The organism is Providencia vermicola (assembly GCF_020381325.1).
In the GTDB taxonomy this organism is placed as follows: domain Bacteria; phylum Pseudomonadota; class Gammaproteobacteria; order Enterobacterales; family Enterobacteriaceae; genus Providencia; species Providencia vermicola.
This window is the reverse complement of the sequence record NZ_JAGSPI010000010.1, coordinates 1-15,645: the sequence shown is the minus strand read 5'-3', so window position 1 is coordinate 15,645 and position 15,645 is coordinate 1. Positions and strand designations below refer to the sequence as shown.

Here is a 15,645-nt window from a genome sequence, read left to right as displayed (position 1 = left end):
TCAATACTTAAATTAAATTATGTCGCTGATGTTTTTTCAGTCAGAACAGGAAAAAAATTCATGATAAAAAAACGCGACTCTTTTCAGCGCCGCGTTTAGTTTATATGAGTGTCTAGTTAGATTTATTCGGTGAAACAGAAATGCTCAATCATTTGGCTAATTAATTGGCGGGTAGGCTCGATAAAGCGCATATCGATAAATTCATCGGGTTGATGGGCTTGTTCAATTGAACCTGGGCCGAGGACTAACGTAGGGCAGAGTTCTTGAATAAATGGCGCTTCGGTACAATAGTTCACGGTGTCGGCTTTTTGGCCCAATAACTGCTCAATCACGGCGACCATTTTGTGGTCTGTCGGACACTCATAACCTGGGATCGGTGGGTGCATTGACTCAATCGCCAAACGACCTGGCCATCTTGCCCGCACAGGTTCGAGGGCATCATTCAATAGCTCATCCAAATCTTGCAATGTTAGCCCTGGTAATGGGCGAATATCCATATGTAATTCACAGCAACCACAAATACGGTTTGCCGCATCACCGCCATGAATATGACCAAAGTTCATGGTGGGATAAGGGATCACGAAAGCCGGGTTATTAAAACGTTCCTTCAATGTGTTACGCAATGTCATCAAATGAGAAATTGACTCATGCATCAGCTCAATTGCATTCACACCGCGTTCAGGGTCACTTGAGTGCCCAGATTGCCCCGTAATACGGATAGCGTTAGATAGATGGCCTTTATGTGCGCGTATCGGTTGTAATGAGGTTGGCTCACCGATAATGGCAAAATCAGGGCGTAGTGCTGTATTCGCTGCAAAGTAACGGGCTCCTGCCATCGAGGTTTCTTCATCGGCAGTCGCAAGGATATGCAGAGGGTGCTTGAGTTTGGCAAGATCCATATCGCGCAATGCATCGACAATAAAAGCAAAAAAGCCTTTCATGTCAGCAGTACCAAGACCGTAAAGCTTACCATCGTGTTCGGTAAGCTCGAAAGGGTTTTTACTCCAACGTCCATCATCAAAAGGCACAGTATCGGTATGCCCACATAGCATCAGGCCGCCATTCCCCTCACCAATGGAAGCCAGCAGGTTATATTTATCACGTGTTTCCGGTACGGGCTGAATATTGACCGAAAACCCCAGCGTCTCTAACCACCCACCAAGGAGTTCCACAAGGGCTTTATTGCTCTGATCCAAATGAGAATCAGTCGCACTAATCGATGGAGTGGCAATTAATTGACGATAAATCTCAATAAATGCAGGTAATTTAATATTCACTGTTGACAGCCTTAATCCATAATAGTATCAATATTCATGCACTTTATTTGAATAAAAATACACATTAAACTGTTTGGGTCACGAGTACAAGGTAGAAAGCACATGTTGAACACACTCATTATCGGGGCCAGTGGCTATACTGGAGCAGAATTAGCCGCTTATTTGCAACGTCATCCTGAAATTAACCTTCAAGGGTTGATGGTATCGAAGCAAAGTGCCGATGCAAATAAATGTTTTTCTGATTTATATCCTCAGTATAAAGGCATTATTGACCTTCCTGTACAGCCATTAACCGATGTGGCTGAGGTGGCAAAAGGTATTGATGTTGTTTTCCTCGCCACGGCGCACGAAGTGAGCCACGACATCGCCCCGCAATTCCTTGAGGCAGGCTGTGTGGTGTTCGATTTGTCGGGTGCTTACCGCGTTCAAGATCCTGCGTTCTACACGCAATACTATGGCTTTGAACATACAAATACCGAATGGTTAATGCAAGCGGTTTACGGTTTAGCAGAATGGCAAGCGGATAAAATTCGCCAAGCTCAATTAGTTGCAGTGCCAGGCTGTTACCCAACCGTTTCACAGCTCGCGTTAAAACCGTTAATTGACGCAAAATTATTAGATAACAGCATGTGGCCTGTTATCAATGCCACCAGCGGTGTGTCAGGAGCAGGACGTAAGGCCTCAATGACAAATAGCTTCTGTGAAGTGAGCTTGCAGCCATACGGTATTTTCACCCATCGTCATCAGCCTGAAATCTCTACGCATTTAGGGCAAGAAGTGATCTTCACGCCCCATCTGGGCAATTTTTCAAGAGGGATCCTTGCCACTATTACATGCAAGGTGAAAGCGGGTGTCACGGCAGAGAAAATTGGCGAAACGTTTAAAGAGGCGTATCAAAACAAACCGTTGGTGCGTTTATATGATAAAGGCGTTCCTGCATTGAAATCGGTGGTTGGTACGCCGTTTTGTGATATCGGTTATGTATTGAAAGGGGAACACCTGATTTTAGTCGGTACAGAAGATAACCTACTAAAAGGGGCCGCTGCACAAGCCGTACAGTGCATGAATATTCGTTTTGGTTTCAATGAAACTCAGTCATTACTTTAATAAGGACAACCCATGCAACCCTTAGTGATTAAATTGGGCGGTGTGTTACTCGATAGTACCGAAGCGTTAGAAAAACTTTTTACTGCCATTCAAATTTATCGCCAAACGCATAAACGCGAGCTGGTAATTGTCCATGGTGGAGGCTGTCTAGTTGATGAATTAATGCAGAAGTTGCAACTTCCTGTGGTGAAAAAGCAAGGGCTGCGTGTCACACCAGCGGATCAAATCGATATTATTACGGGGGCTTTAGCGGGTACGGCAAATAAAACCTTACTGGCATGGAGCACCAAACACCAATTGCCTGCGGTGGGGTTATCACTCGGTGACGGACAAAGTGCGGTTGTCACACAGTTAAATGACGAACTGGGTCATGTTGGGAATGCAAAACCAGGTGACGCCAAACTATTAAAATTGCTGCTTAGCGCGGGTTATTTGCCAATCATCAGTTCTATTGGGATCACTGCACAAGGTGAGCTGATGAATGTGAATGCAGACCAAGCTGCAACTGCTGTAGCCCAAGCACTCAATGCCGATCTGGTTCTATTGTCGGATGTCAGTGGCATTTTAGATGGTAAAGGCCAGAAAATTGATGAGATGACCACGCAAAAAGCGCAGAAACTCATCGACCAAGGAATTATTACAGATGGAATGATTGTGAAGGTGAATGCTGCATTAGACGCAGCTAACGCACTGCAACGCTCCGTCGATATTGCAAGTTGGCGTCATGCAGAACAACTTCCTGAGCTGTTTAATGGTACAGCAATCGGAACTCGGATCTTGGCATCGTAATCGAGCCATACACATAAAAAATTAATTGAGCGGATAGGTACGTTATGAAAAAGGGCATTAAAAAGATTGTATTAGCATACTCTGGTGGTTTAGATACCTCGGCAATTATTCCATGGTTAAAAGAGAACTATGATGATTGTGAAGTGGTCGCATTCGTTGCCGATGTGGGACAAGACAGGGAAGATCTCGTTGGTGTTGAGAAAAAAGCACTGCAGTCAGGCGCATCAGAATGCTACGTCGTGGATTTACGTGAAGAGTTCATCAAAGAATATATCTATCCAGTATTAAAAACGGGTGCGTTATATGAAGGTAGCTATTTATTAGGTACATCAATGGCTCGCCCAATTATTGCGAAAGCACAAGTTGAAATCGCATTAAAAGTGGGTGCGGATGCCGTTGCTCACGGTGCAACGGGTAAAGGAAACGACCAAGTACGTTTCGAAAGCACCTATACGGCGTTAGCACCGCAACTGCAAGTGGTTGCCCCATGGCGTGAGTGGGATTTGCGTTCTCGTGAAGCGCTGCTCGATTACCTCAAAGAGCGTAATATCCCGACAACAGCGAGTCTTGAAAAAATCTATAGCCGTGATGAAAACGCATGGCATATTTCCACAGAAGGTGGTGTGTTAGAAAGCACATGGAATGCAGCCAACCAAGATTGCTGGGTATGGACTGTTGATCCACAAGATGCACCAGATGAAGCAGAGCTGGTGACTGTCGGTGTGAAACAAGGCGAAGTGGTTTCTGTTAACGGTAAGGCATTGTCTCCATTGGGTTGTTTAGAAGCACTCAACACGCTAGGTGCGAAACACGGTGTAGGTCGTATCGACATCGTTGAAAACCGTTTAGTCGGTATGAAATCTCGTGGTTGCTATGAAACCCCAGGAGGCACCATTATGATGGCTGCGCTGCGTGGAATTGAGCAATTAGTGTTAGACCGTGACAGCTACAAATGGCGTGAGCAGCTAGGCTTAGAAATGTCATATGTGGTCTATGATGGCCGTTGGTTCGCGCCATTACGTCATTCATTACAAGCAGCGGCAGAGTCCTTAGCACAAGACGTCACAGGTGAAGTGGTTCTGAAACTGTATAAAGGCCAAGTAACAGCGATTCAGAAAAAAGCGGATAAGAGCTTGTATTCTGAAGAATTTGCGACATTTGGTGAAGATGAAGTTTACGACCACAGCCACGCTGGTGGGTTTATCCGTCTTTATTCTCTGTCCTCACGTATTCGTGCGCTGAAAGAACAAAACAAAGCAAAATAAAGCTAATCGCAGTAACCCGGCAGCTACACAGCTGTCGGGTGTTAAAAACTTATTTTATCAATCAGGTAGGGATCCGTTATGGCACTTTGGGGTGGACGTTTTAGTCAGCAGGCAGATCAGCGGTTTAAACAGTTTAATGATTCATTGCGTTTCGATTATCGCTTGGCGCAACAAGATATTATCGGTTCAGTCGCATGGTCAAAATCATTGGTCACCGTTGGGGTGTTGACAGAGAGCGAACAGCAATCTTTAGAACAAGCGCTAAATGCATTATTAAAAGAAGTTCAAGATAACCCTGACATTATTTTGCAAAGCGATGCGGAAGATATTCACAGCTGGGTTGAAGGCAAACTGATTGATAAAGTTGGTGATTTGGGTAAAAAACTGCATACAGGACGTAGCCGTAATGACCAAGTGGCGACAGATTTAAAACTGTGGTGTAAGGACCAAGTCGCATTATTACTTGAAGCAGTCACTGAGCTACAAAAAGCGTTAGTGATCACTGCAGAAAATAATCAAGATGCGGTGATGCCAGGCTATACCCATTTACAACGAGCGCAACCAGTAACTTTTGCTCATTGGTGTTTAGCCTATGGTGAAATGTTAGCGCGTGATGAAAGCCGCTTAAAAGATACCTTAAAACGTTTGGATGTTAGTCCATTAGGTTGCGGGGCATTAGCGGGCACAGCGTACGATATTGACCGTGAGCAGTTGGCTTCTTGGTTAGGTTTTTCATCGGCAACGCGTAACAGCCTTGATACCGTTTCTGATAGAGACCACGTTCTCGAACTGCTATCTGATGCCAGCATTGGTATGGTGCATTTATCTCGTTTCGCTGAGGATTTAATTTTCTTTAATAGTGGGGAGGCGGGTTTTGTTGAGTTATCTGACAAAGTCACGTCAGGTTCTTCATTAATGCCACAAAAGAAAAACCCTGATGCACTGGAATTGATCCGTGGAAAATGTGGTCGTGTCCAAGGCGCTCTTACTGGCATGATGATGACCTTAAAAGGGTTACCGCTTGCTTATAATAAAGATATGCAAGAAGACAAAGAAGGCCTGTTTGATGCATTAGATACTTGGTTAGATTGTATGCATATGGCCGTGTTAGTCCTTGATGGTATTCAAATTCGTCGCCCACGTTGTGAAGAAGCGGCAAAGCAAGGTTATGCAAATGCAACGGAGCTGGCGGATTATCTAGTGGCAAAAGGTGTTCCATTCCGTGAAGCACACCATATTGTGGGTGAAGCGGTTGTTGCTGCAATTGCACAAGGTAAAGCACTAGAGGAAATGGCGTTAAGCGATCTGCAAAAATTCAGTGATACTATTCAGTTGGATGTGTATGAAATACTTTCGTTGCAATCATGTTTAGATAAACGGCTTGCAAAAGGTGGGGTATCTCAGAAACAAGTGGCGAAAGCGATAGTGGAAGCGAAGAGTCGATTGGGGCTGTGATGGCGAGTTGAGGTTAAAATGGGGGGTAGCATGACTACCCCAATTCCCATAACGCAGTTCTTATTAAATATATTTAATCGTCAGCATTCCCATCTGTTTATCCTCATTTACCCAATTATATGAATACTCACCCCTACCATCATTGATGACTTTCCACCCTTGGATCTTTGTCACATCATTTAAGTCTATTTTATTGGTAATCATATCCGATTGGCTATTTAAGCATTTCATTTTAATATGTTTTTCATTGATTTCATTGAAGCATGATGGAAATACAATGGCACCAGAAAATTGAATAATACCGGTGTGTTCATCATTGCTGGCATTTGCATTCATTGATGTAAAAGCGGTTAAGAGGAATAAGCTGGTTAATGAGTAAACGCATGATTTTTTTAACATTGATAGTGAATTTTTCATAATAGTATCCCGTCATTGATTTTTAGTGAATCAACTTGCTGTATGTTTAAATTGAAGATGTCTTATATAAATTAAAAATAATAATTCGTGACTAATATTCCCTGATGTTTTGAGGAAATGAATTATAATTAAAAAAATGCCAGAAATGTGTAAATCAAAAAAATGAAATGTTTAAAAATATAAATATAATCAATGCTACTATATTGGCTCATTAAATTGATTTCTCAGTTTTTAATGGCATAAAACTCTATTTAATTACTGTTTTTGCATAATTTTGTGGGTTTATGCTTTTTTGATGTGCTTTTAGTTGGTTTGATCTTCTAGTGAACGGAGTAAGGTTATAAGCGTGTAATAACTTTTTGTGGGGATTTAACAGAAAGAAGCTGTGATTTTACATTTATTTTTATATAAAAACTTACAAAGTTTAACGGTGAATGAAAAAAAATATAACAGAATATTTCAACCATGAAAATAAACATAACTTTATCTAGGTAATTTATTAACGCTTAGAGGGATACTAAATATAATAATAAGGTTTATGGTGACCCTCAATCTGAGAAAGGGCTCTTTATCACCAATCAAAAATATGGAATGCATTTGTTTCCAAGTGTTGCGATTCATTTCATTTTATTGCGTAAAATTGTATGTGAAGTGAAGTAAGGCGATATTTATTAATTTATTAATAGATAAAACAGAACAATATCGATATAGTGATTGGTATTATCTATCTTTGGTTTGACAAAGAATTCACGAAAGGAAAAGAAATATGAATATTCGAGATTTAGAGTACCTCGTTGCACTCGCCGAACATAAACACTTTAGACGCGCCGCGGATTCTTGTCATGTCAGCCAACCAACATTAAGTGGTCAAATTCGTAAATTAGAAGAAGAGCTCGGCGTCATGTTATTAGAGAGAACGAGTCGTAAAGTTCTTTTTACCCAGCAAGGTTTATTACTTGTTGAACAGGCTCGAACTATTTTGCGGGAAATAAAAGTGTTGCAAGAAATGGCTGCGCTGCAAGGGGAAAGTATGTCTGGCCCACTGCATATAGGCCTAATACCAACGGTCGCACCCTACTTATTACCTCACATCATCCCACAATTACACCAAGCTCACCCTAAGTTAGAAATTTACTTACATGAAGCACAAACTCAGCAACTATTAGCTCAATTAGATAGCGGTAAATTAGATTGTGCAATTTTGGCAGATGTGAAAGAAACAGCGCCATTTATTGTTGTGCCTTTATTTGAAGAACCAATGAAGCTGGCTATTTATGAAAGCCATCCATGGCATGACCGTGACACCATTGAAATGGGGGAGCTGTCAGGTGAAAAATTATTAATGTTAGAAGATGGGCATTGCTTACGTGACCAAGCAATGGGTTTCTGTTTTCAAGCAGGCGCAAAAGAAGACACACATTTTAGGGCAACCAGTTTAGAGACATTAAGAAATATGGTTGCAGCGGGAAGTGGCATTACACTTTTACCTGATTTGGCGGTGCCAAATGAAGCGTGTCGTGATGGCGTGTGTTACTTAAATTGTATTGAGCCTGAGCCTAAGCGGACAATTGTTCTGGTATATCGCCCTGGTTCACCTTTACGTGGTCGCTATGAACAATTAGCTGAAACTATTTATAACTCAATGGATAATTATTATAAAAATAGAGTGTAGGAATAAAGCGCTGAAATAAATGTTTGTTAGATTGATATGATGGTTGCCAAAAAAGAGGCAACCATCAAGACTGGCAATTAAAATAGTCGATTTAAACCATTTAATGCCGCAACGCGAAAAGCCTCTGCCATCGTTGGGTAATTGAACGTCGTATTCACAAAATATTCGATAGTATTGCCTTCACCTTTTTGTTCCATAATCGCTTGGCCGATATGTATAATTTCAGCCGCTCTTTCACCGAAACAGTGAATCCCTAATATTTGCAACGTTTCACGATGAAATAAGATTTTCAAACTCCCCACATTCATCCCTGCAATTTGCGCACGTGCTAAATGTTTAAATTGCGCACGGCCGACTTCATAAGGCACTTTCATTGCGGTAAGCTCTTGTTCTGTTTTACCCACAGAGCTTATTTCAGGGATGGTATAAATGCCTGTTGGAATATCTTCCACTAAATGCGCATCACCGAGACTACCACCGATTGCACGTGCCGCAATTCGGCCTTGGTCATAAGCCGCAGAAGCGAGACTTGGGTAACCAATCACATCACCGACAGCATAAATATGCTCATTTGTTGTTCGGTAAGCTTTATTTACCTTCACAAGGCCACGGCCATCCGCCTCAATACCAACATTTGCAAGGCCTAAGCCATCTGTGTTACCTGTTCTTCCGTTGGCATATAATAGGCAGTCAGCTTTCACTTTCTTGCCAGATTTCAAGTGAACAATAACACCATCATCGACGCCTTCGATTTTTTCATATTCTTCATTATGGCGAATGACAACGCCACTATTCCAGAAATGGTAAGACAACGCGTCAGACATTTCTTGGTCGAGGAAGGCTAATAAATGATCTCGCGTATTGATTAAGTCGACTTTCACACCTAATCCGCGAAAGATTGAGGCGTATTCACAACCAATAACACCTGCACCATAAATAATGACATGGCGAGGTTCATGGGTAAGGTTGAGGATTGTATCGCTGTTATAAATTCGCGAATGGTTGAAATCGACATCCGAAGGGCAATAAGGGCGTGAACCCGTTGCTATTACTATCTTATCGGCACTTAAAACATCACAGCTGCCATCGGCGTAACGCACACTAACATGTTGATCATCAATAAAAGTGGCTTCACCCGAAAACATCTGGCAACCATTTCGCTCATAAAAACCTTGGCGCATGCGAGTTTGTTGGCTAATGACCGTTTCCGCATGTTGCAGAATTTCAGAAAAAGAGGAGCTTAAGCTACGGGAGTTATCACTATAAAGGGGGTTTTGATTGAATTCGATAATACGACTAACAGCATGACGGAGGGCTTTAGAGGGAATGGTTCCCCAGTGGGTACAGCCTCCGCCGACATTATTATAACGTTCTATAACAGCAACGTTTTTTCCTTGTTTTACTAGCCCCATCGCGGCGCCTTCGCCACCAGGACCAGAACCAATAACTATTGCATCAAAATGGGTAAGTTGCATGAGGTAAGACCTGCTCTAAAACAAAATGACAACAAGATGTTATCATTAGTTGGTTATTTCGCCTAATTTCCCGTTCCCTTTGTCTTGCTAATTAAAATGTTGTGAATCTCTTTCACTGATTTACTTCAATCTGAAATTCGAGAAGAACGCACGTCTGGGAAAAACAAAAATAAAGTGCATTTTTGGTGAATCTATTTTTTAGGGTTCAGGTAGGGTAGAAGGAACAGAGAACATTTCTCTATATAAGAAAGCGGTGTCGGTAATATGCGAAATTCTGAAAATTGCTAATTTGCAGTAAGAGTCGATCTTTCTCTAAACCAGATTAAGAAATTTCAGGTATGCTAGAAGGTGAGCTCTTGCTTATTATTAACCTTCAATAATGCGTTCATTAATATTTAATGACATAGAAATTAGGATCACCGTGAGTAACACTATTGGCGTTAGAGCAAAACAAAAAGAAAAAACTCGGCGTTCACTCGTCGAAGCCGCATTTAGCCAATTAAGCGCTGAACGGAGTTTTACGAGCTTAAGCTTACGTGAAGTTGCTCGAGAAGCAGGCATTGCACCAACGTCATTTTATCGCCATTTCAAAGATGTTGATGAACTCGGTCTAACCATGGTCGATGAAAGTGGCTTGATGTTACGTCAACTGATGCGACAAGCGAGGCAGCGTATCGCAAAAGGCGGGAGTGTGATCCGCACATCAGTCTCAACTTTTATGGAGTTTATTGGTAATAACCCCAATGCCTTTAGGTTATTATTGCGTGAGCGTTCAGGCACATCTGCTGAGTTTCGTGCTGCTGTTGCAAGGGAAATTCAACATTTTATTGCGGAATTAGCTGATTACCTTGAACTTGAAAGTCGGATGCCTCGCCATTTTACTGAGATGCAAGCTGAAGCGATGGTAACGATAGTCTTTAGTGCAGGCGCAGAAGCGCTTGATATTGATGAAGAAAAACGCAGACATCTTGAAGAACGGCTGGTATTACAGTTAAGAATGATTGCTAAAGGCGCCTACTATTGGTACCGCCGTGAACAAGAAAAACAAAATCAATCTGACCCAGACCTTACCAAATAATAAGGAGAATCAATGACGGATCAAAAAAGCTATGAAAGAAGCACATTATTGCTGGCCTTTGTGATTGGCCTTGCAACCCATGGAACCTTTTCAACGTTGTTCAACTCGCTAGTCGATTTTTCATTTTTTCCAATTTTGACCTTAGTATTGGCTGCGTATTGTTTACACCAACGCTACTTACACCAAGCGATGCCAATGGGACTCCCTAAATTTGTTGCAGGCAGCTTTTTTATTGGGATCTTTGGTTATGCCGCGATTTTACGCGTTCAAAACCCTGAAATTGGTTCTAACTTTATTCCTGCGACGTTTATCGTCATTTTAGCATTATGGATGTATGCAAGCTGGAAAGCGCGTAAGAAAGAAAAAGCTGAACTAGCACTTGAACAAGAAGCTGAAAACGAAGTTTAAGAAATGTATTTAGACCAAAGCGCCGCAGGATATTGCGGCGTTCTTGTATTGATTATGAACATATTTAAGGATTAGCGGCGCGTTAATAAAACACCACTTTCCATATGATGGGTATAGGGGAATTGGTCAAACAAGGCTAACTTCTCAATTTTATGCGTTTTTGTCAGCTCAACTAAATTATCGCAAAGGGTTTCTGGGTTACAGGAAATATACAAAATATGGTCGTATCTCTGGACAAGTTCCACGGTTTTATCATCTAAACCGCTACGTGGCGGGTCAACAAAAATCGTATTGCATTGGTAATCCGTTAGTGTAATCCCTTCCAAACGTCTAAATTCACGTGCCCCTTGCACTGCTTGGGTAAAATCCTCAGCAGACATTCGGATAATCTGCACATTATTAATGTTGTTTGCTTCTATATTATATTGGGCAGCAGCAACGGAAGGTTTTGCAATTTCAGTGGCTAATACACGTTCAAAGTTTTGTGCTAATGCCAAGGAAAAGTTTCCATTTCCGCAATACAATTCTAATAAGTCACCCGTTGAATTTCGTGTCGCGGCAATTGCCCACTCCAACATTTTAATATTGACCTGTGCATTCGGTTGCGTGAAGCTATTTTCAACTTGGCGATAAACCATATCCTTACCATTTACAGGTAGCACTTCATCCACATAATCATTATCAAGCATGATTTTGGTTTTTGAGGCACGGCCGATTAACTGTAGGTCAAAGCCTTTTTCCACCAATGTGGCTTTTAGATTTTTCGCCTCAGCAGTCCATTCATCACCTAATTTTTTATGGTAAAGCAGTGAAACAATCAGTTTATTACTCAGTGTCGATAAATAGTCGATTTGGAATAACTTATGGCGTAGTAATTCATTCTGTTTAATTAATGGTAGCAATGCTGCCATTATGTCATTGATTAATTGACTCGCCACAGGGAATTGGTCCACACGAATGCGTTCTTTGGTCTCTTTATCAAACATGATATGAAACAAATCATCATTATCATGCCAAATTCTGAACTCTGCCCGCATCCGGTAATGCGAGGTTGGAGATGAAAAAATTTCAGGTTCAGGTGCGTTAAACGGGGCCATCATAGCCTTTAAACGGTCAGTTTTCTCTGCGAGTTGCAGTTCGTAGTCTTTGGTGTGCAACGTGTTTGGCATACTTGGCCCCATAAAACAGTAAAAAATTCATATCAGGGGCGAAATTGTAGGGAATGCGGCGAAGATGTCCAGTTTTCATTATCGATCCATAGACACTCATAACTATTCAACTTACGATAACAGTGTGTGGTTGAGGGAATTTGGTGTGAATCCAAGACTGACGCGCAACGGTAATTAAGGGTTTATCCGTCATTCTTCAAGCTACATGGGGGTTGGCAGCGTTTAGTTACCCTAGTCACATACTTCAGTATGCCCCTAGGGATATCTTCGCTTGCCACCTACATGTCACTTGGATTGTTTAGGATATATACAAGCATCTGTTCTGTTTTTTTATTATAGAAATAACGCTTTGGAACTTATGAGTCCGATACCTGCCACACTTCTTATCGCTTTGTTGAATATCAGCGCGAACCTTTTATTCAACTTCGCGGAATTTTAATTTAATTGATTTTCCGAGTGTAATCATAATGAATAATAACAAGTTGCTGCCATTATCGGCCGCTGCTGTGGCAGTGTTATGCGGTGTTTCTTCTCTGGCAAGTGCAAATAATAAAACGGATGAAGTTGTCGTATCAGCCAATCGTTTCGAACAACCAATTTCGTCTATATTAGCCCCAGTTACTGTCGTGACCCGTGAAGATATCGATCATTGGCAGTCAAATACCGTGATAGATGTATTAAGGCGTTTACCGGGAGTGGATATTGCGCAAAATGGCGGAATGGGGCAACAAAGTTCTCTCTTTATTAGAGGAACAGAATCTCGCCATGTTTTGGTTTTAATTGATGGTGTCCGTTTAAATCAAGCAGGTATTTCGGGTTCATCAGATATGAGCCAAATTCCAATCTCATTAGTTCAACGTATCGAATATATCCGTGGTGCGCGTTCAGCTGTTTATGGTTCTGATGCTATTGGTGGCGTGGTGAATATTATTACTCGTCGTGATAACGATGGGACAACATTAAATGCAGGTATTGGTTCGCATGGTTATCAAAACTATAACGGCTCGACCCAGCAAAAAATTGGTGAAAATACCACAGTAACCGCGGCGGGCGCTTATACCTATACCAAAGGGTTTGATTTAGCACCGAAAGAGGTTAGCCCAAGGCAATATGATAAAGATGGCTTCCTGAATAAAACACTATGGTTAGGGATTGAACATCAATTTACCTCTGATGTTTCAGCGTACGCTAGAGCCTATGGTTATGATAATCGAACTGATTATGATACGTCTGAATATAATGGTGTGAGTGTCGATACTCGCAAATTATATAGTCGCACTTATGAAACTGGTTTGAAATATCATAATGATAGATATTCGACATCGTTGATGGGCAGTTATAGCCACGTTAAAGATTATAATTATGACCCTAAACAAGGGCAGTATGGTGCAAATGCTAACTTAGATGAATCAAGTCAGTACAACATTCAATGGGGTAATAGTTACCTATTAGATAAAGGTAACATTAGTGCAGGGGTTGACTATCAACGCCAGAGCATTGAGCCTAGCAGTTATACAATAATTAGTGAAAAGCAGACGTTAAATAACACTGGGATATACCTGACAGGGCAATATGCCGTTATTGATTCTGTAACAGCAGAAGCAGCGATACGTTCTGATCACCACTCTGAATTTAACTGGCATACAACGTGGCAGTCAGGGCTAAGCTGGGAGTTCTATGAAGGGTATAAACTGGTTGGTTCATATGCAACAGCCTATAAAGCACCAAATTTAACACAGCTATATGCATATTCTTCATCGGTATACGGAACAACAATAGGTAATCCGAACTTGAAACCAGAGGAAAGTAAACAGTGGGAAGTTGGTGTTGAAGGGACGACAGGGCCACTATTTTGGCAACTTAATGCATACCATAATGATATTGATAATTTGATAGCATCATATAAGCCAGGTAAATCAATTACGTCTTATGAGAATATCGGAGAAGCCGAGATCAAGGGTGTCGAATGGGTTGGTGAGTTCGAAACGGGTATTTTTCAGCATCAAGTTACCTATCAGTATGTTGACCCACGAAATAAAAAAACAGACAATGTTTTGGAACGGCGAGCTAAACAGCAAGTTAAATATCAACTCGATTGGTCTATAGATAAGATAGATATGGGATTAACTTATCAATATATCGGCTCTCGTTACGATAATGACTATAGCCAATGGCCTTATAAACGAGTAAAACTCGGTGGCGTTAGCCTTTGGGATCTCACCGCTGCATATCCAATCACTTCACATCTCACAATTCGTGGTAAAATAGCTAATATGTTCGATAAAGACTATGAGACCGCGTATGGTTATCGCACCGCTGGAAGAGAATATTTCCTTACCGGAAGCTACAACTTCTGATAACAACCTATCTGTTCGCCCGACCATTCTTGTATTTGACTCAGGAGTGGGCGGGTTATCTGTCTATCGCGAAGTTAAAAAACTGATCCCGAATGCGCACTATATATATGCATTCGATAACGAAGCTTTTCCTTACGGTGAAAAAAGTGAAGAGTTTATTATTGATAGGGTCTATCAAATTGTTAATGCGATAGCAGCAAAGCATCCTTTAACAATTGCGATCATTGCATGTAATACTGCAAGTACCGTCAGTTTACCGAATCTAAGAGCCCACTTTACTTTCCCTGTAGTCGGCGTGGTTCCTGCAATCAAGCCTGCTACTAAACTCACGCGTAATGGCGTGGTCGGTTTATTAGCCACGAAAGGTACTGTGAATCGCGAGTACACGAAAGAATTAATTGACCGTTTCGCTACGGACTGCAAAGTGGTTTCGCTGGGCTCTGCCGAATTAGTCCAATTGGCAGAAAGAAAGCTACATGGGGAAACTTTACCGTTAGATGAAGTGGCTCAAACGGTAAGGTCGTGGATCAGAATGCCTGAACCCCCAGACACGGTTATTTTAGGCTGTACCCATTTCCCTCTATTAATAGAAGAACTCGAAAAAGTCTTACCAGATGGAACAAGGTTTATAGATTCAGGTTCTGCTATCGCTAGAAGAGCCGTTTGGCTGATAAACAATCAGGCAGAAATTCATGATTCTAACGAAAAAGACTTCGCTTATTGCCTCTTAATGAATGATGCTGTGCAAGGTTTAAGGCCTGTACTTGAAACAGAAGGGTTTATTTCGCTGGAAAAACTAGCGCTTTAACTTAAATTTGCTGAAAAGCTGAGCGAACGAAAAAAAAATGCAAAAAAGAGGTTGCGAGATTTTTTCGTCTCCCTATAATGCGCATCCGTTGTCACGATAAACCGCTTCGGCGAAAAGGGGAAACCCAGTGATAACGGAGGTGAAGAAAGAAAAAGTTGAAAATAAACACTTGACTTTCTAAAAGAAAAACGTAATATACGTCACCTCGCAGCAACGACCCAGAAGGTCAAATTTCAATATGAAATGCTGCAACGCTCTTTAACAATTTATCAGACAATCTGTGTGGGCACTCACAGGACACTATCAAAAAAATATTTGATTTTAAGTCTTGAAGAGTGACTAACACGTTAATTCATATATATGAAATA

13 protein-coding genes are annotated in these 15,645 nt (G+C 41.4%); 9 read left to right on the top strand and 4 right to left on the bottom strand.

From position 1 onward, the window contains the following. Positions 1-122 precede the first annotated feature (122 nt). A complete protein-coding gene (gene argE, locus KDJ85_RS14990; protein WP_225820346.1) occupies positions 123-1,277 on the bottom strand; it encodes an acetylornithine deacetylase in 1,155 nt (384 codons plus the stop codon). A 102-nt stretch (positions 1,278-1,379) separates the two neighbouring features. Between argE and argC the strand changes: the two genes are divergently transcribed. The 4 genes from argC (at position 1,380) to argH (ending at position 5,893) form a co-directional block, all read left to right on the top strand. Beyond that, a complete protein-coding gene (argC, locus tag KDJ85_RS14985) occupies positions 1,380-2,384 on the top strand; it encodes an N-acetyl-gamma-glutamyl-phosphate reductase (RefSeq protein ID WP_225820345.1) in 1,005 nt (334 codons plus the stop codon). A gap of 12 nt (positions 2,385-2,396) precedes the next feature. Then, on the top strand, positions 2,397-3,173 hold the full coding sequence (gene argB, locus KDJ85_RS14980; RefSeq protein ID WP_225820344.1) for an acetylglutamate kinase: 777 nt from the start codon (positions 2,397-2,399) through the stop codon (positions 3,171-3,173). 44 nt (positions 3,174-3,217) lie between these two features. Next, the gene (locus tag KDJ85_RS14975; RefSeq protein WP_225820343.1) at positions 3,218-4,438 is read left to right on the top strand and encodes an argininosuccinate synthase; all 1,221 of its coding nucleotides are present in this window, start codon (positions 3,218-3,220) and stop codon (positions 4,436-4,438) included. A 78-nt stretch (positions 4,439-4,516) separates the two neighbouring features. Beyond that, positions 4,517-5,893: an argininosuccinate lyase gene (gene argH / locus KDJ85_RS14970; RefSeq protein WP_225820342.1), complete on the top strand. Its 1,377-nt coding sequence runs from the start codon at positions 4,517-4,519 to the stop codon at positions 5,891-5,893. Positions 5,894-5,956: 63 nt separating this feature from the next. Here argH and KDJ85_RS14965 read toward each other — a convergent pair whose 3' ends face one another. Then, entirely contained in the window at positions 5,957-6,310 is a 354-nt protein-coding gene (locus KDJ85_RS14965; RefSeq protein ID WP_225820341.1) for a hypothetical protein, read from the bottom strand. 766 nt (positions 6,311-7,076) lie between these two features. On the opposite strand from KDJ85_RS14965, the gene oxyR reads away from it, so the two are divergent. After that, positions 7,077-7,982, top strand: a complete 906-nt coding sequence (oxyR, locus tag KDJ85_RS14960; RefSeq protein WP_047756880.1) for a DNA-binding transcriptional regulator OxyR — start codon at positions 7,077-7,079, stop codon at positions 7,980-7,982. A 77-nt stretch (positions 7,983-8,059) separates the two neighbouring features. Here the strand turns inward: oxyR and sthA are convergent, their stop codons facing one another. After that, positions 8,060-9,457: a Si-specific NAD(P)(+) transhydrogenase gene (gene sthA, locus KDJ85_RS14955; RefSeq protein WP_225820340.1), complete on the bottom strand. Its 1,398-nt coding sequence runs from the start codon at positions 9,455-9,457 to the stop codon at positions 8,060-8,062. A gap of 421 nt (positions 9,458-9,878) precedes the next feature. Between sthA and fabR the strand changes: the two genes are divergently transcribed. After that, on the top strand, positions 9,879-10,535 hold the full coding sequence (fabR, locus tag KDJ85_RS14950) for an HTH-type transcriptional repressor FabR (protein ID WP_219245015.1): 657 nt from the start codon (positions 9,879-9,881) through the stop codon (positions 10,533-10,535). Between the two features lie 12 nt (positions 10,536-10,547). Next, positions 10,548-10,943 (top strand): YijD family membrane protein, encoded by a 396-nt coding sequence (locus KDJ85_RS14945; RefSeq protein WP_225820339.1) that lies wholly within the window; start codon positions 10,548-10,550, stop codon positions 10,941-10,943. Between the two features lie 71 nt (positions 10,944-11,014). Here KDJ85_RS14945 and trmA read toward each other — a convergent pair whose 3' ends face one another. Further along, the gene (trmA, locus tag KDJ85_RS14940; protein ID WP_225820338.1) at positions 11,015-12,112 is read right to left on the bottom strand and encodes a tRNA (uridine(54)-C5)-methyltransferase TrmA; all 1,098 of its coding nucleotides are present in this window, start codon (positions 12,110-12,112) and stop codon (positions 11,015-11,017) included. Positions 12,113-12,579: 467 nt separating this feature from the next. On the opposite strand from trmA, the gene btuB reads away from it, so the two are divergent. Continuing rightward, positions 12,580-14,469 (top strand): TonB-dependent vitamin B12 receptor BtuB, encoded by a 1,890-nt coding sequence (gene btuB / locus KDJ85_RS14935; protein ID WP_225820337.1) that lies wholly within the window; start codon positions 12,580-12,582, stop codon positions 14,467-14,469. Beyond that, the gene (gene murI / locus KDJ85_RS14930; RefSeq protein ID WP_225820336.1) at positions 14,414-15,277 is read left to right on the top strand and encodes a glutamate racemase; all 864 of its coding nucleotides are present in this window, start codon (positions 14,414-14,416) and stop codon (positions 15,275-15,277) included. The genes btuB and murI overlap by 56 nt, the downstream gene beginning before the upstream one ends. Positions 15,278-15,645 lie beyond the last annotated feature (368 nt).

Bases quoted from the DNA above. Each gene is read 5' to 3' on its own strand.
- argC (WP_225820345.1), top strand. From the start codon at position 1,380: ATGTTGAACACACTCATTATCGGGGCCAGTGGCTATACTGGAGCAGAA.
- argB (WP_225820344.1), top strand. From the start codon at position 2,397: ATGCAACCCTTAGTGATTAAATTGGGCGGTGTGTTACTCGATAGTACC.
- KDJ85_RS14975 (WP_225820343.1), top strand. From the start codon at position 3,218: ATGAAAAAGGGCATTAAAAAGATTGTATTAGCATACTCTGGTGGTTTA.
- argH (WP_225820342.1), top strand. From the start codon at position 4,517: ATGGCACTTTGGGGTGGACGTTTTAGTCAGCAGGCAGATCAGCGGTTT.
- KDJ85_RS14965 (WP_225820341.1), bottom strand. From the start codon at position 6,310: ATGAAAAATTCACTATCAATGTTAAAAAAATCATGCGTTTACTCATTA.
- oxyR (WP_047756880.1), top strand. From the start codon at position 7,077: ATGAATATTCGAGATTTAGAGTACCTCGTTGCACTCGCCGAACATAAA.
- sthA (WP_225820340.1), bottom strand. From the start codon at position 9,457: ATGCAACTTACCCATTTTGATGCAATAGTTATTGGTTCTGGTCCTGGT.
- KDJ85_RS14945 (WP_225820339.1), top strand. From the start codon at position 10,548: ATGACGGATCAAAAAAGCTATGAAAGAAGCACATTATTGCTGGCCTTT.
- trmA (WP_225820338.1), bottom strand. From the start codon at position 12,112: ATGCCAAACACGTTGCACACCAAAGACTACGAACTGCAACTCGCAGAG.
- btuB (WP_225820337.1), top strand. From the start codon at position 12,580: ATGAATAATAACAAGTTGCTGCCATTATCGGCCGCTGCTGTGGCAGTG.
- murI (WP_225820336.1), top strand. From the start codon at position 14,414: ATGGTTATCGCACCGCTGGAAGAGAATATTTCCTTACCGGAAGCTACA.